The sequence below is a fragment of the Hymenobacter artigasi genome (assembly GCF_012275535.1).
GTDB lineage: Bacteria > Bacteroidota > Bacteroidia > Cytophagales > Hymenobacteraceae > Hymenobacter > Hymenobacter artigasi.
On the sequence record NZ_JAAVTK010000002.1, the window covers coordinates 389,321 to 406,000 of the forward strand.

General features: G+C 60.6%; 12 protein-coding genes. 6 read left to right on the top strand and 6 right to left on the bottom strand.

Annotated elements, in window-relative coordinates; genetic code table 11:
* Positions 1-72: 72 nt before the first annotated feature.
* Positions 73-2,988, bottom strand: coding sequence for a 2-oxoglutarate dehydrogenase E1 component (locus HBN54_RS05185; protein WP_168672091.1), 2,916 nt, complete (start codon positions 2,986-2,988; stop codon positions 73-75).
* A 560-nt stretch (positions 2,989-3,548) separates the two neighbouring features.
* Between HBN54_RS05185 and HBN54_RS05190 the strand changes: the two genes are divergently transcribed.
* Positions 3,549-3,935, top strand: coding sequence for an RlpA-like double-psi beta-barrel domain-containing protein (locus tag HBN54_RS05190; RefSeq protein ID WP_210427949.1), 387 nt, complete (start codon positions 3,549-3,551; stop codon positions 3,933-3,935).
* A gap of 91 nt (positions 3,936-4,026) precedes the next feature.
* On the opposite strand, the gene HBN54_RS05195 is transcribed toward HBN54_RS05190, so the two are convergent.
* The 5 genes from HBN54_RS05195 to HBN54_RS05215 form a co-directional block, all read right to left on the bottom strand.
* On the bottom strand, positions 4,027-5,199 hold the full coding sequence (locus tag HBN54_RS05195; protein ID WP_168672093.1) for an L-dopachrome tautomerase-related protein: 1,173 nt from the start codon (positions 5,197-5,199) through the stop codon (positions 4,027-4,029).
* A 134-nt stretch (positions 5,200-5,333) separates the two neighbouring features.
* Positions 5,334-6,023 (bottom strand): SHOCT domain-containing protein, encoded by a 690-nt coding sequence (locus HBN54_RS05200; RefSeq protein WP_168672094.1) that lies wholly within the window; start codon positions 6,021-6,023, stop codon positions 5,334-5,336.
* A 25-nt stretch (positions 6,024-6,048) separates the two neighbouring features.
* Positions 6,049-6,777, bottom strand: coding sequence for a hypothetical protein (locus HBN54_RS05205; RefSeq protein WP_168672095.1), 729 nt, complete (start codon positions 6,775-6,777; stop codon positions 6,049-6,051).
* 24 nt (positions 6,778-6,801) lie between these two features.
* Positions 6,802-7,056 (bottom strand): hypothetical protein, encoded by a 255-nt coding sequence (locus HBN54_RS05210; protein WP_168672096.1) that lies wholly within the window; start codon positions 7,054-7,056, stop codon positions 6,802-6,804.
* Positions 7,057-7,386: 330 nt separating this feature from the next.
* Positions 7,387-8,193 (bottom strand): class I SAM-dependent methyltransferase, encoded by an 807-nt coding sequence (locus tag HBN54_RS05215; protein WP_168672097.1) that lies wholly within the window; start codon positions 8,191-8,193, stop codon positions 7,387-7,389.
* Positions 8,194-8,310: 117 nt separating this feature from the next.
* On the opposite strand from HBN54_RS05215, the gene HBN54_RS05220 reads away from it, so the two are divergent.
* From HBN54_RS05220 to HBN54_RS05240, 5 genes are all read left to right on the top strand, one after another.
* Positions 8,311-10,395: a S9 family peptidase gene (locus HBN54_RS05220; protein WP_168672098.1), complete on the top strand. Its 2,085-nt coding sequence runs from the start codon at positions 8,311-8,313 to the stop codon at positions 10,393-10,395.
* A 71-nt stretch (positions 10,396-10,466) separates the two neighbouring features.
* Positions 10,467-10,709 (top strand): DUF433 domain-containing protein, encoded by a 243-nt coding sequence (locus HBN54_RS05225; RefSeq protein WP_168672099.1) that lies wholly within the window; start codon positions 10,467-10,469, stop codon positions 10,707-10,709.
* Between the two features lie 4 nt (positions 10,710-10,713).
* Positions 10,714-11,061: a DUF5615 family PIN-like protein gene (locus HBN54_RS05230; protein WP_168672100.1), complete on the top strand. Its 348-nt coding sequence runs from the start codon at positions 10,714-10,716 to the stop codon at positions 11,059-11,061.
* A 369-nt stretch (positions 11,062-11,430) separates the two neighbouring features.
* The gene (locus HBN54_RS05235; RefSeq protein ID WP_210427950.1) at positions 11,431-14,541 is read left to right on the top strand and encodes a PAS domain S-box protein; all 3,111 of its coding nucleotides are present in this window, start codon (positions 11,431-11,433) and stop codon (positions 14,539-14,541) included.
* 101 nt (positions 14,542-14,642) lie between these two features.
* Positions 14,643-16,571 carry a sensor histidine kinase gene (locus HBN54_RS05240; RefSeq protein WP_168672102.1) on the top strand — a complete coding sequence of 643 codons (1,929 nt, stop codon included), beginning with the start codon at positions 14,643-14,645 and terminating at the stop codon, positions 16,569-16,571.
* The last annotated feature ends 109 nt before the right edge of the window (positions 16,572-16,680 follow it).

Below are 16,680 nucleotides of genomic sequence, written 5' to 3' on the forward strand. Positions count from 1 at the left end.
GTAAGCTTTAGCTTGCCGTGAAACGTATCACGTATTACCCTGAAACGGCAAGCTAAAGCTTACCGCACCAGCCTAGTCCAGCTTTTTGGCGGCTTCGGCGGTGGCTTTGATGTTGCCATCGGCCACTGCTTCTTTGGGCTTGTCGAAGGCGCGGGCCACGAGGTCCTTTTGCTCCTTTACGTGGATTTTGTTGTAGCCGGTGGCCGGCGAGGCCGAGGGCTTGCGCGAAATCACGTCTTCCAGCTCGCGGCGCATGTAGCGGAGCATGAAGTTCCAGTAGCCCATGTTTTCGGGCTCTTCCTGCACCCAGTAGATTTTGGCTTTGCCGTACTTGGCCAGCTCGGCATCCAGCTGCTTTTTGGGGAAGGGGTGCAGCTGCTCGAGTCGCACGATGGCCACGTCCTTGCGGTCGGAAGCGCGCTGCTCTTCCAGCAGGTCGTAGTACACCTTGCCCGAGCACAGCAGCACGCGCTTCACCTTTTTGGCTTCGGCAAAGTCATCGCCCAGCACCTCGCGGAAACGGCCGCCGGTGAAGTCCTCCAGCGGCGACACGCACAGCGGGTGGCGCAGCATCGACTTGGGCGACATTACCACCAGCGGCTTGCGGAAGCTCCACGTGAGCTGGCGGCGCAGGGCGTGGAAAAAGTTGGCCGGCGTGGTGATATTGGCCACCACGATGTTGTTCTCGGCTGCGAGCTGCAGGAAGCGCTCGGGGCGGGCGTTGGAGTGCTCCGGGCCCTGGCCTTCGTAGCCGTGGGGCAGCAGCATCACCAGGCCGTTCATGCGCTGCCACTTGCTCTCGGAGCTCACCACAAACTGGTCAATCATGGTTTGAGCACCGTTGGCGAAGTCGCCGAACTGCGCCTCCCACACCACCAGGGCCGTGGGGTTGGCCATGCCGTAGCCAAACTCGAAGCCCAGCACCGCGTACTCGCTCAGCAGCGAGTTGTAGATGCTCAGCTTCTGGTTTTCGCCTTCAATGTTGTTCAGCGAGTTGTACGGGGCCGAGGTTTCGGCATCGTGCAGCACCGCGTGGCGGTGTGAGAACGTGCCGCGCTGCACGTCCTGGCCGCTCACGCGCACAATGTGGTTTTCCGTCAGCAGCGAGCCGTAAGCCAGCAATTCGCCGGCGGCCCAGTTCAGGGTGCGGGTTTCGAAGAACATCTTGCGGCGCTCCTTCAGCAGGTTATCAATCTGCTTGATGGGCTTGAAGCCGTCGGGAATCGTGGTCAGGGCTTTGGCCACTTTCTCCACAATTTCGGCCGAAATGCCGGTTTCGGGCGACTGCTCAAAGTCCTCGGGCGTGCTGCGGCGCAGGCTGCGCCACTCGTTTTCCAGGGCCTGATACTTATAAGGCAGGGGGGCCTGCTTCACCAAATCGAGGCGGGCCTGCAGGGTGTCGCGGAACTCCTTGTCCATCTGGGCGGCCAGCTCGGCATCCACGTCGCCGCGGGTTACGAGCATGGTGTTGTACACCTCGCGCGGGTTCTGGTGCTTCGAGATAAGGTTGTAGAGCGTGGGCTGCGTGAATTTGGGCTCGTCGGATTCGTTGTGGCCGTGGCGGCGGTAGCACACCATGTCGATAAAGATGTCGGCGTGGAACTGCTGGCGGTACTCGGTGGCCAGCTGCACGGCAAATACCACGGCTTCCGGGTCGTCGCCGTTCACGTGCAGCACGGGCGCATCAATAATTTTAGCCAAATCCGTGGAGTAAATCGACGAACGGGCATCCTCAAAATCGGTCGTAAAACCAACCTGGTTGTTAATCACGAAATGGATGGTGCCGCCCGTTTTATAGCCTTCCAGCTGCGACATCTGCGTCAGCTCGTAGCCGATGCCTTGGCCGGCCAGCGCCGCGTCGCCGTGGATGAGGATGGGCAGAATCTGGTGGTAGTCGCCGCCGTACTGGTGCTCAATTTTGGCGCGCACGAAGCCTTCCACCACCGGGTTTACTGCCTCCAGGTGCGAGGGGTTGGGGGCCAGCTTCAGGTTGACTTTCAGGCCGGTACTGGTTTCCACTTCCGACGAGTAGCCCATGTGGTACTTCACGTCGCCGTCGCCCATGGTCAGGTCGGGCACGGCGGTGCCTTCAAACTCCGAGAAAATCTGCTCGTACGTCTTGCCCATGATGTTGGCCAGCACGTTCAAGCGGCCGCGGTGGGCCATGCCAATCATCACTTCCTTCACGCCCAGCTCCGCGCCCTTGCCGATGATGGCATCCAGCGCGGGAATGGTGGTTTCGCCGCCTTCGAGCGAAAACCGCTTCTGCCCCAAAAACTTGGTATGCAGGAAGTTTTCGAACACCACGGCCTCGTTGAGCTTCTTCAGAATGCGCTTTTTGTATTCCGCGCCGGGGTTAAAGGCCAGCGAGTCGCGCTCCACTTTCTCGCGGAACCAGTCCAGCACCTGCGGGTCGCGGATGGACATGTACTCGAAGCCGATGGGGCCGGTATAAATCTTCTCCAGCGCGGCCACGATGTCGCGCAGCTTGGCTTGCCCGCCCAGGCCCAGCACTTCGCCGTTGCGAAAGGCCGTGTCGAGGTCAGCCTCGCTCAAGCCGAAATCGGCGAGGTCGAGGCGGGGCTTGCGGTCCTTACGCTCGCGCACCGGGTTGGTCTTGGCGCGCAGGTGGCCCCGGCTGCGGAAAGCATGGATGAGGTTGCGCACAGCCGTTTCCTTATCGGAGGCGGGTGCGCCGCTGGCCAGACCGGGCGCGTTATTGGTCGAGGCCAACGTGTTGAGCACCCCGTAGTCGTCGGGCTGCGGGCGCGGGCCGGGGGCAGGCGAAGCCGTAGTGGTCAGCGCGCTGCCGTTGACGGCCGCGCCGGGCACCAAGGGGGCACCTTCGGGAAACTGCTGCGAGAAGTCAAACCCTTCAAAAAACTTGCGCCAGCCGAAATCCACCGACTCCGGGTTCTGCTGGTACGCCTGATACAGGGTTTCGATGGCCACCGCGTCGGCGTTGGCGAGATAGGAATAAGAGTCCATTGGGAATTCAGCTTAGGTAAGGCCCTGTAAAAGTAAGATGCTTATGACACAGGTAAAAACCTGTATGCGGCTATACAAATTTCCGTAATAGTCAACAACATACACTCACCCTCATTAGCCTGCACGGTGACTTGGCTTGTCAATTTATCGAAAAATGCCAGGATGACGGGTTTTAATTTCTACGTGGGCCCTTCTGGTGCAGGTGTGCTCAGCCCAAAAACCAGGGTCCAACGGGTGATAAAAGGAGCCCTGATTTATATTAACTTTTTTCTATATAATACCCTCACGTACCGTCAGGCTATTATCGAATTGCACATTCAGATTTACAAGAACTTATCTACTAATCAAACCGTTAATAATCTCCTGCCCATTTTTATAGCCCGGGCAGGGCCTATACCGCCGGGCGTTTTGGCGGGCGTACGAATACCATTTTAATGAATAATGTTAAGCTATTAGCCGACCTACTTATTGCTGCTGCGGCCCTGACTACGCCGCTTTTCCATAGCACACCCACTGCCGAAGCCAAAGGGCTTGAGGAGTTTCTGATACCGCACCGCACCATGCTTAAACACGCCGTTAAGGCGAAAAAGCTGGTCACCCACGCTCTTACTTATACAGTAACGGCTACCGCCTACCAGGCCGTGCCCGGCCAAACGGATAGCGAGCCGTTTATCACGGCCGACAATTCCCGCATCAAACCACACTATGGGAGCAAAAAGCGCTGGATGGCCCTGTCGCGCGACTTGCTAAAACCATGGGGCGGCCCTTTCAAATTTGGCGATAAGGTGCGCGTACGCGGCATCTCGCCCAAACTCGACGGCGTGTACACCATTCATGATACCATGAACCGCCGCCATCACCATTGCATGGATGTGCTGACCCACCCCAGTGAAAAATACGATATTTTTCAGAAGGGCGTGAAGATTCAGCCGCTTGCAATGATGTAAAAACAACTATTGCTATTCTATAAAGGCATAAAAAAAGCCGCACCCTTGTCAGGTGCGGCTTTTTTACGTTTTGAACAATTCGCCGACTGCCCTATTTCGGCATTGCCATTTTGAAGATGCGGAAGGGCTGGCGGGGCTGGCCCACGCCCTTGTTCCAGGTGGCCGTTTTATGGATGGCGGAGTTGGCCACGTACAGGTTGCCGTCGGCGGCGAAGCTGTAGGTATCGGGCCATTGCAGGCGCGAATCTTTGGCTACGGTTTCGATTTTGCCGGCGGGCGTGCGGCGCAATAGCGCACTTTGCTCGAAGGAAGTAATATAGACGTTGTTGGCGGCATCGATTTCGAGGCCGTCGGAGGCGGGGATTTCGCCCACGGTTTCAACTGCCTGGGCCACTTGGGCTTCGCTCAGGGCGGCATCGCGCAGGGCGGCGGTTTTGATGCGGTAGAGGGTGTGGCCGGTGAGCGGGCAGTAGTAGAGGTAGGTATTGTCGGTGCTCAGGGCAATGCCGTCGACATTGAACTGGGCGGGCTTGCCCTGCGGGTCGAGCATCGGGTGGCCTTCGGCTTTGATGACCAGGCCTTTCACGGCTTTGGTGGAAGGATGACTGGCCAGCAGACGGCGCGATTTCAGGGTTTTCAAATCGGTAACGACCAGTGCGCCGGTGCCTGATTCGGTGAGGTAGGCGTAGTTATTCTGAAGGTCGATGCGCACGTCGTTGAGGTAGGACTTGCGCGGGGCCACATCGGCCGGGAAAGGAATGGTGAGCAGCACCTGGCCGGTTTTGGGGTCAGTTTTCACCAGTTTCGGGCCACCGGGCACGGTAAACTTCAGGCCGGGCGCGGCGGGGTCGAGAATCCAGACCATGCCCGATTTATCAGCAAACACGGTTTGGGGGCAAATCCAGTGCTTGAGAGGTTCCGATTTCACGGAGTCGTTCCACATGCACCAGCTGGCATTGGGATACGGCGTGAGGGTGTTGTTGGGGCCCACTTTGGCAATGGGGTACACGGGGTTGTAGTCCCAGCGCGGAAAGCAGGCGAATATTTCGCCGCCGGGGGCCACGGCCACGCCCACCATCTGCGGGTCGGTGAACTCGGCCACCACTTGCAGGGGCGAGTTGGTGGCGGCCGTATCGGCACTGGTGCTGGTGGCATCAGGGACTGAGCCGGTAGCGGCCGTGTCGGCCTTGCCGGATGGTGCTGAGCAGCCGGCCAGCAGCAGGCCGGCGGCCGCGTTTAGCAAGAGAAGCTTGGAAAAAGACATGTTTCGCGGTGTTTGGGAGGGTAGGAAACGCACAAAAAGAAACCCCAGCCGGAGTGGGCGGGGGTTTCTCATACGGCCGGCCGGCGCGCACGTTGGAGCAGACAAGGGTAAGCTCGCCCGTGACAGGCGCTGGCTTATTGGCGCGCAGCCGAATCCGGGGCGGTAGTTCGCGGGGCAACAGCTCCAGAATCGGAACGCAGGCGCGTGGGGCGGGGCAGGATAACCGGCGCGGGATGGGCGGGTGCCACGCGCACGGTTTCAGGAACGGCCACGGTGGCAGGCAGCGGCTCGGCCTGCGGGCCGGTTTCGATGGGCGCGGCCCGGGCCAGCGAGTCGGCAGCGGTTTGGCTGGTGCTGGAAATGTGCTCCGACGGCGGCCGGTTCATGTTCAGGTACAGCACCACCGCCAGAAATGCCAGCACGCCGCCAATGGAGAAAATCAGGGCCAGTGGGTTGCGAGCCGGCTCTTCGGGCATGGGCGGAAACTCGTCGCGGGTTCGCCAGGCGGGCTCGGGCTCGGGCAGGGGCTCGGGCTCGGGCAGGGGCTCGGGACCGGCGGTGAAGTGCGCGGGTGCGGGCAGCTCCTCGGCCAGCGGCGCGTTGGGCGCAACCGCTACGGGCGAGGGCTCGAACACGGGCGGCGGGGGCGGCACCACCGGCTCGGGAGCGATAAATTCGGGAGCGGCCAGGGGGGCCGGGGTAGCGGGCGTGGCAAACACGAGCCGCTGCTTCAAAGCTTCGAACTCAGCGGGCGTAATGGCCCCGGAATCCAGCATTTCCTTGAGTTGGCGGAGGGTGTCGAGGGGCGAATTGGGGTTGTCCATGACCAGAATACGGCTGGCGGGGGGCCTAGTTTTTGCGGTCGAGGGCCGAAAGGCGGTCGCGGCGGCGTTGCAGGCGCAGGCGGCTTTCGTCGAGCAGCAGGTTGTTTTTGGTTTGCGAAGCCGAATCGGTGCGCGATTGCAGCAGGTTTTCGGCGTTCTTTTTCTTCAGCTCCTCGATGCGGGCCAGGTTGGCTTCGGTGTTACTTCTCAGCGCGGCCTGCTCCTTTTCGAGGCGCTCTTTTTCCTTCTCCGTGGCTTTGAGCTTCTTCTCGGCTTCGGCAATCATGTCGCGGTAGGCCTTGAGGCGGGCGGCTCCGGCAAAGTTCTGGGCAATGGCGCGCAGGGCGTCGTACTCGGTTTTGGTGCTGCTGGGGTCAAAGAAGGTATTATCATCGAACCCACCGAAAATGGCCACCTCCGCCACCGAATCCGACGGGGCGATGACGGTAGCGTAAAGGTCCACCAGCTTGCCCGAAATGGTGCTGGCGGGGGTTTGGCGGGCCACCAGCACGTCGCTTTTATTGAACCCCAGCACGCCGCCGCTCTTGAACTTCACGTTGTAGCTGCTCTTCATCCAATCCTGGAAAAACTCGCGCACGTCGGTGGCCTTGCCATCAACCTGCACTTTGAGCGCGGCACGGGGCTTCTTATTGTAGTTCACGTCGCCGGGGCGCACGTCGTAGAGCTGGGCCGAAGCCGGGGCGGCCGCCAGCAGGCTGGCCAGCATCAGCAGCAGAAAGCAAATTTTAGACATAACGCAGGGGGTAAAAAACGGCGGTTAGCGCAGCTCGTGGCGGTCGAAGGCGGCCTGCAAATCGGCGCGCATGGCCTGGAAACGGGCAATGGCGGCAGCCAGGAATTCGTCGTCGAGCAGCTCGCGGGCCTCGGCATCGGTGCCGGTGAGCAGGTCGAGCTCGGCTACTTTATAGGTCTGCTCCAGGTTGCCCTGCTCCAGTTTCAGCAGGAACTTGCCGTTCCAGGCCAGGAGCGTGATTTTGACGGCGGGATGGGGGATATCGGCAACGTGACGCATATAAAAAGGGAAATGGCCGGAGCCGGGCACGAAGGTAGTAAGTGGCTACCCGAATAGGGCACTGTGCTTCCGAAGGAGGAATCTGAATAGTGTAGATGAAGGAAAGCTCTGCGGTTCCACCATCGTCGGCATAACCGGTTTTCGCTGGCGGCGGGGCTGCAACAAATAAAATGTCGTCAGCGGCAAACATCGCGGCGGCATGGTGCGTTAAAGTGCTGTATAAATGATTTCTTGGTACGTTCCAAACGCCCCAAGTGGCTGTCACCCCACAAAAGCAAAGCCTCCTGCAAACGATTGCGGGAGGCTTTGCTTTGAATTCACCTTCGACCGCTACGGTTTTTGGGCCACCATTTTCACCAGCCGCAGCTGCTGCTTGGTGAAGTCGGCAGTGCCGATGGGCTCTTCGTAGCGCACGATTTTCAGGCCGGCGGCTTTGTATAAGGTGGGCAACTCGTTGGTTTTGAAAAACACACGATAGTCGCCGCCTACCACCTGCAGCTTCTCGGTGGCATCCATGTGGAAGGCTTCGAGCACGACCAGGCCGCCGGGTTTCAGGGCCCGCATCACGCGGGCAGCGTAGTCGCGGCCGCCGGCGTAGCTCAGCACGATGAGGTCCCATTTGTTGGTGCCCCAGTCGTAGGTGGCCATGTCGGCTACTTCGGTGGTGATTTTGACGCCGAGCCCGGCCGCTCTTTTCCGGGCATAATCAAGGGCTTTTTCGGCCACGTCGGCCCCGGTTACCTGCCAGCCCTGCTGGGCCAGGTAAATGGCGTTGCGGCCCTCGCCCATGTCGGCGTCGAGGGCAGTGCCGGGCCGGAGGTTTCTCACGGTTTCGACCAGCAGGGCATTGGGCTGCTCGTTGAGCACGCGGGCCCGCATCAGCGAATCGGTGAGCAGGTAGTTCCAGCGCTGGCGGGTGCGTTCGGCCATCTCACGGTTGTAGGCGGCTTGCTGGGCGGCAGTGGGGCTGGCGGGCAGCACGGGGTCGGGGCCCAGCCCGGGGATGGGCGGCAGGCTGCGCTTGGCGGGCGCGGCGGGGGCGGGCTGCTGCGCCCGGGCCGAACTCATTATCAGGAACAGGGCCATGCTCAGCAACAGGCTGGCCGGCAGAAGCCGCAGCAAGGAAGATGATTTCATAGTGCGTTCGAATTAAGTGGATTAGCCTAAAATTATTCATTAAATAGCGAATAATATATATATTGTCTCGTTCAGCGCTTTCACGCGCCATGCAGCCGAAGGCTGTAATTTTCGGGCATGAACAAGCTCTTTCTTGGCGCGCTGGCCTTGCTCCCACTCGCGGCGGCCGCCCAAACCCCTCCCCCATCTGCCGTGCTCACGCCCGAAAAGCTCTGGCAGCTGGGCCGGCTGGGCGAAATGCAGGTGTCGCCCGATGGCAAAACGGTGGCTTACACCGTCACCAAATACAACCTGGCCGAGAACAAGGGCAACGCCGACATCTGGACCGTGCCCGTGGCTGGTGGCACGCCGAAGAAACTCACCGACACGCCCGGCTCGGAAAACACCCTGAACTGGCGGCCCGATGGCAAGCTGACATTCATTTCGGGCGAAGGCGGCACCGACCAGCTCTACGTGATGAGTGCCGATGGCAGCGGCAAACAGAAGCTCAGCGACTTCCCCGACCAGGGCCTGAGCAACCTGAAATATGCGCCGAAGGCCAATTTCATCCTCTACACGCAAGACGTGAAATCGAGCCCGACCACGCTGGATATGTTCCCGGACCTGCCCAAGGCCGATGCCAAAATCATCGACGACCTGAACTACCGCCACTGGAACGTGTGGGACGACCACCTCGCCAGCCACGTCTTCTTCCAGCCCCTTAACGCCGACGGCAAGCCCGAAGGCTACGGCAAGGACCTGATGCCCGGCGAGAAATTCGACTCGCCGCTAATGCCCGACGGCGGCGCGGAGCAGCTGGCCTTTTCGCCTGACGGCTACCGCATTGCCTACACCAGCCGCAAGCTGACTGGCAAGGCCGAGGCCGAGAGCACCAACGCCGACATTTACCTCTACGATATTCACAACCAGCAAACCGTGAACCTAAGCGAGGGCCTGGGTGGCTACGACACCGAGCCCAGCTTCTCGCCCGATGGCAAGCAGGTGGCCTGGCTGAGCATGGCCACGCCCGGCTTCGAGAGCGACCGCAACGGCATTATGGTGTATGATTTCGCCAGCAAAAAGCACGTTGACATCACCAAAGGCTCGGAGCTGAGCGCGGGCAACGTGCGCTGGAGCGCCGACGGCAAAACCCTCTACTTCCTGGCCGTGATAGAAGGTACCGAGCAATTATTTGTCGTTTCAAGCAACGGAGGCGTCATCCGCCAGCTTACCACTGGGGCGCAGAATTACAATGCGTTTGAACTGGTGGGCAAGGACCAAGCTGTTGCCAACCGCACCACGCTATCTGCCTTCGCCGACATTGTGCGGTTGGATTTAAAAACCGGTAAGAACTTAAAATCTGGCCGGGAAACACCCCTTACCACCATCAACCAGCAGGAGCTAGCCGGCATCAAATTCGGCAAGGTGGAGGACCGCCGCGTGACCACCACCGACGGCAAGCAGATGCAGGTATACGTGATTTACCCGCCCGATTTCGACCCGGCCAAAAAGTACCCCACGCTGCTCTACTGCCAGGGCGGACCGCAGGCCCCCATCACCCAGAGCCAGAGCTACCGCTGGAATTTCCAGCTGATGGCGGCCAATGGCTACATTATCGTGGCGCCTAACCGGCGCGGCCTACCCGGCTTTGGCCGGGAGTGGAACGATGCCATTTCGGGCGACTGGGGCGGCCAGCCGATTAAGGATTACCTCTCGGCGATTGATAAAATCAGCGAGGAGCCGTTTGTGGACAAGGACCGGCGCGGCTGCGTGGGCGCCAGCTACGGCGGCTATTCGGTGTACTACCTGGCCGGCCACCACGAGGGCCGCTTCAAGACCTTTATTTCGCACGACGGCCTCTACAACCTCACCAGCTGGTACCCCAGCACCGAGGAAATGTTCTTCGCCAAGCACGACATGGGCGGTGCGCCCTGGGATGCCACACCCAGCAAATCCTACCAGGAATTCAACCCCCAGCTGTTCGCCAAAAACTGGGACACGCCCATTCTGGTCATCCAAGGCGGCAAGGATTTCCGGGTGCCCGAGGGGCAGGCGATGGAGGCTTTTGGCACGGCGCAGCTGCGCGGCATTCCGAGCCGGTTTCTGTACCTGCCCAACGAGGGTCACTGGGTGACGAAGCCGCAAAACTCGGTGCTCTGGCAGCGCGTGTTTTTTGAGTGGCTGGGCCGCACGCTGAAGCCCGGCGGGCAGGCGGGCAAGTAATCGGACCACTTTGCCGGTAACCGAAATGACCATTTTGTTCGCAAAATGGTCATTTTGCGTATCTTTCCACTATGCAAACCACCGATGCACTCCTCGCCCGCATTACCATTGATGCCCGTATTCTGGCTGGCAAACCAACTATCCGGGGTCTTCGGATTTCGGTGCAGCAGATTTTGAAGGCCCTTGCCGCTGGCCAGACACAAAATGACCTGATACAGGAATACCCCGAACTGGAACCGGAGGATTTCCAAGGCGTACTGCTTTACGCCGCCGATGTGGTAGGCGAGCAGCGAGTGTATCGGCTCAGCGCGTAGGCTGATGCGGTTTGTAGTCGATGCCGGCGTGGGGACCAGCGTGGAGCGCTTGTTGCGGGAAATGGGGTATGCCACAGTAGCCGTGCGGGACGTAGACCCGCACCTGCCCGATGTGGAAGTGCTGGCTTTGGCCCGCCAGCACACGGCTATTGTCATCACGATGGACAAGGATTTCGGCGACCTGATTTTTAAGGAGCACCAGCCCCACCACGGCATTTTGCTGTTGCGCCTGGAAGAAGCCACTGGCCCCGAACGGGCGGCTGTAGTTCAGCTCATTCTGGAGCAGCACGCGGCCGAATTGCCTGGTCGCTTTGCGGTCTTCCAAAACGACCGGCTGCGCATCAGCCAATAAAATCCGACTCAATCCTTTTTTAAAAAGCCCATCCGGTAGCCCGGGTGGGCTTTCTCGCGTTGGGGCTTGGGGAGCGACCTGACTTCGCTGCTAGCACGCATATTATCTGTTGGCCCAAACCAGATAGCCATCAAGGCGATGGCCGGGGCGGGACGGCAAATGGAGGAATATTCAGCCGTTGCCAGATGAAAAAGCAGTACCTTACAAGCAAGTTATTTTTCTGAAAAACAATTATTTACACCCCGCCCCGTATACACCGGCACTATGCTGGTTTTTAGGGGGCGGCAGCGGTTTGCTGCGGTTTTCAGGCCCGCCCGCATTATTATAAAAAAAGCGAAAACTTGCCTGCCGGGCCAGTTCAACCACCTCATGAAGGAAAGCGAAAAGCGTTACCGCCGGCTTATGGAAGCCAGCCAGGATTTGTTGGTCACTATCGACCTGAAGGGCAATATTACCGACACCAACGAGGCGGCAGTTAAGATGACGGGCATGAGCCGCGACACGCTGATGGGCTCCAATTTCTTCGCCTATTTCACGGAGCCGGCCGCGCTGGAGCAGGTGTACCAACAGGTGCTGGCCACCGGGGCCGTCACCAACGTGGCCGGCACCCTGCGCCACGCCAATGGCACGCCCACGCCGGTGCTGTTCGACGGGACGGTGAACAAGGACGACCACGGCCTGGTGCTGGGCGGCGTGCTGGTGGCCCGCGAAGTGGCCGGAAAAAACTGGGCCGATGAGCTGAGCATTGCCAACGAGGAATTGGCTTTCCAGAACGATGAGAAGGGGAAACGCGCCGCTGAGCTGGTGATTGCCAACAAAGAGCTGGCGTTCCAGAACGACGAGAAGGAGAAGCGCGCCCAGGAACTCGGCGTGGCCAACACGGAGCTGGCGTTTCAGAACGACGAAAAAGAAAAGCGCGCCCAGGAGCTGAGCATTGCCAACGAAGAGCTGGCCTTCCAGAACCATGAAAAAGAAAAACGGGCCCAGGAACTGAGCATTGCCAACGAGGAACTAGCCTTTCAGAACGATGAAAAGGAAAAGCGCGCCCAGGAGTTGAGCGTGGCCAATACCGAACTGGCGTTTCAGAACGACGAAAAGGAAAAGCGCGCCCAGGAGCTGAGCGTGGCCAATACCGAGCTGGCTTTCCAGAATGATGAAAAGGAAAAGCGGGCGCAGGAATTGAGCGTGGCCAATACCGAGTTGGCTTTTCAGAACGACGAGAAGGAGAAGCGGGCGCAGGAACTCATCATTGCCAACACCGAGCTGGCGTTTCAGAACGACGAGAAGGAAAAGCGCGCCGCCGAGCTGGGCATTGCCAACATCGAGCTGGCGTTCCAGAACGACGAGAAGGAAAAGCGCGCCCAGGAGCTGGTGATTGCCAACAAGGAGCTGGCCTTCCAGAACGATGAGAAGGTGAAGCGGGCGGCCGAGTTGCGCATTGCCAACTACGCCCGCAGCCTGATTGAGGCCAGCCGCGACCCGCTGGTGACCATCAGCCCGGAGGGCAAAATTACGGACATGAACCGGGCCACGGTGTACATCACGGGCATTGAGCGCGAACAGCTGCTGGGGTCTGATTTCTTCACCTATTTCACGGAGCCGCAGATGGCCCGCGAGGTGTACCAGAAGGTGTTTGCCGAGGGCACCGTGGCCGATTCGCCGCTCACGCTGCGGCACAAAGACGGCAAGCTGACCGATGTGCTGTTCAACGGCTCGGTGTATAAGAACGACGAAGGACTGGTGCTGGGCGTGGTGATTGTGGCCCGCGACGTGACCGACCAGAAGCGCATTGCCACCGAGCTGACGGAGGCCAAAATCGCGGCCGAGCGCGCCACCGTGCTGGCTGAGGAAGCCCAGGCCAAAGCCGAAAGCGCTACCCAGACGGCCGAGGATGCTGTGAAAGCCAAGCAGCAGTTCCTCAGCAACATGAGCCACGAAATTCGCACGCCCATGAATGCCATCATCGGCTTCACGAAGGTGGTGCTAAAAACGGAGCTCACCGATAAGCAGCGCGAATACCTGACGGCCATCAAGATAAGCGGCGACACGCTGATTGTGCTCATCAACGACATTCTGGACCTGGCCAAGGTGGATGCCGGCCGCATGACCTTTGAGCAGATTCCGTTCAAGCTTTCGGCTTCGGTGGCGGCCATGGTGCACTTGTTCGAAACCAAGATTCAGGAGAAAAACCTGGAGCTGGTGATGGAATACGACGAGAAAATCCCGGAAGTGGTGGTGGGCGACCCCGTTCGCCTGCACCAGATTATTCTGAACCTGGTGAGCAATGCCGTGAAATTCACCAGCGAAGGCAGCATCACGGTGGGTGTGCGGATGCTGGTGCAGGACGCGGAAAAGGTTATCCTGGAGTTTGCCGTCACCGATACCGGCATCGGCATTGAGCAGGCCAAGCTGGGCACGGTGTTCGACAATTTTCAGCAGGCCACCAGCGGCACCAGCCGCCTGTACGGCGGCACGGGCCTGGGCCTGGCCATTGTAAAAAACCTGGTGGAGCCGCAGGGCGGCACCATCAGCGTGCGGAGCAAGGTGGGCAAGGGCTCCACATTCAGCTTCATTCTGAGCTTCAATAAAACGCTGGAGAAGGCCGACATCGAAACCGGCCTGAACATCGAGCTGGAAGCCGGCTTCAAGGACGTCAAAATCCTGGTGGTGGAAGACATTGCCCTCAACCAGCTGCTGATGAAGACCTTGCTGGAGGATTTCGGCTTTGAGATGGAAGTGGCCGGCAACGGGCAGATTGCCATCGAAAAGCTGAGAACCACGCCCTTCGATATCGTGCTGATGGACCTGCAGATGCCCGTCATGAATGGCTTCGATGCCACCGAATACATCCGTAAGGAGCTGAAGTTGACAGTGCCCATCATCGCCCTTACCGCCGACGTGACCACTGTGGATGTGGAAAAATGCAAGGCTGTGGGCATGAACGACTACATCTCGAAACCCATCGACGACAAGCTGCTCTACAGCAAAATCATCAAGTACCTGAAAAGCTCCGGCTACCGCAAGTCCACCGCCGCGCCGGGCCACCTGCCCGAGGCCGCGCCGCAGCCCCCGCTCACCTGCGTCAACTTCGACTACCTGCGCCGCATCACCAAGAGCGACGCGCGCATGGCCGAGATGATTTACCTGTACCTGCAGGAGATTCCGCAGCTGGTGCAAACCATGAAGAACGCCATTGAGCAGCAGCAGTGGCCAGCCCTGAAATCGGCCACGCATTCCATCATTCCCACCTTCGCCACCATCGGCATCAACCAGGAATTTGAGGACCACGCCAAAGACCTGCAAGCCCTGGCCGCCAGGCTGATTGCCCACGAAGCCGCGGCCGGCAGCCCCGAAACCATGGCCCAGGTGCACGCCCTGTTCTCCAAAATTGAAGCCGTGTGCACGCTGGCCGCTCAGGAGCTGGAGGAAAAGCTGCAGCGGCTTTCGCAAACGCTGCACCCGGCGCGGGCAAAAAGCTAAGCTGAACCAAGCAAATCAGCCAGATTTTCTATTTCGAAATAAATGAATATCAAATGAATTAATTGTTATTTGCCGATTCAGCAGCCTGTTAGTATCGGCCTATGCGGTTTTGTCTATTCTTGGTACTGATGCTGGGCTGGTGGCAGCCTGGGGCGGCCCAGAATGCGCCGCCCCAGGCCCTGCGCGACACCCTGCTGCTGAAAGACCCCGAAGGCGCGGACATCTCGGAAGCGTACCGCTACTACACCGAGCCCTTCGGGCCCGCGCCCGACCCCGAGCGGGCCGAGGCCGCGTGGCGCGCCGGCCGGTTCCGGCCCGGCCCCTGGCACCAGCCCCTCAACCTGGGCCTGATGCACCGCCGCGTGTGGATACGCTTGCCCGTGCGCAACACCGAGCCCCTGCGCCTGCGCTTCCTGTGGAGCATTTTCAACTTCACCGACAGTGCGGCGCTATACTGCCGGCGGGCGGGCGAGGCGAAGTTTACCCGCATGGGCGCGGCCAGTTCCTGGGTGCCGGCCGCTGGGCGGGCCTTTCCGGCGCGGTCCATCAGCTTCCCATTTGCGCTGGACCCCGGCGAGGCGGCCGTGCTCTACCTGCGCGTGGATGTCCACACGGGCGGCATCTACCTGCCCACCTACATCGAAACCACCGAGCATTTCCTGGCCTGGGAAATGGGCTTTCCCTTTGAACGGCACTGGGTGTGGCTGCTGGGCTTTTACCTGAGCAGCGCCTTGTTCAACCTGGTGCTGTATGCGTTTCTGCGCGACCGCATTCACCTCTGGTACGTGGCCTACGTGCTGGGCGTGACGCTCTTTTTGATGATGGAAGACGGGCTGGACGCCATGCTGCTGCCGGCCAGGCCGTACTGGCTGCTGTGGTCGGTGGGGCAGTACAATTTTATGCTGCTGGCGGCGGCGGCAGGCATTCGCATCATGCAGCTGTTTTTGCGGCTGCGGGCCGGCTGGCCGCGCCTGCACCGGGCCGGCAACTGGCTGGCGGGCGGGGCCGTGGCGTTTGTGGCGGGCTACGCGGGGCTGTTGCCCTGGGCCATGCGTCACAGCCTGCCCACCGTGGAAGCATTGAACGGGGTGCGCGAGGTGTTCATGGTGCTGGTGTTCGGCTACGGCTGGACCGTGCTGCTGGCCCTGCTGCTACACCGGCGCTGGCGGCGGCTGGCGGCGTACTACGCCCTCACCTATTTCTTCTTTTTTGTGGGCTACGGCATTTTCTGGCTCAATCATCTGGGCCTGACCAGCTTCAACCCCATCTACCCCAATGCCCTGGCCTGGGGCCTCATGCTGGAGCTCCTGATACTGAGCGCCCTGCTCACCGGCCGCTTCCGGCACACGCTGCGCCACAATGCCCGGCTGCGCGTGCAGCACCTGCGCCAGCGCGACGTGCACAGTGCCCGCCTCATCGCGGCGCAGGACGATGAGCGCGAGCAGCTGGCCCGCGAGCTGCACGACGCCCTGGGGCCCAACATTGCCGCCCTGCACATGGCCTGGCAAAGCGAGGCCATGCGCGCCGCCCTGGCTTCGGCCCCCGCCGCCGCCGCCGTGGGCCAGCTCACCGAAGATATTCTGCGCGAGCTCTACAACCAGGTGCGGCAAATCAGCCACGTCCTGCTGCCGGCCGAGTCGGTCACCAACCGCCTCACCACCTCCATCACCACGCTGCGCGACATGCTCAACCTGCACGGCAGCCCGCAGGTACACACCGATTTCGGCCCCGGGCTCGATGAGCTGCCGCCGGCCGTGCAGTCGGCCGCCTTCCGCATCGTGGCCGAGCTGGTGAACAACGCCGTGCGCCACGCCCAGGCCCAGCAGGTGCACGTGCACCTGCGCCGCCTCCCCACCGCCCTGGAGCTGTGCGTGGCCGACGACGGCCGAGGCTTCGGCCGGGGCGAAGACACGCCGCTGACGGGCATCGGCCTGCGCGGGGTGCGCACCCGGGCGGCCTACCTGGGCGGCAGCGTGAGCATTGAGGTGCCAAAAGTGGGCACGCGGGTAGTAGTGCGCCTGCCCTGCTGAGTGGATGTAGGGGCGAAGCGGCGCTTCGCCCGTCGTTCACGCCAAGCCAACGATTCCGTGCACCCAGGGGCGAAGCACCGCTTCGCCCCTACCCCGCCGCCAAAACAAC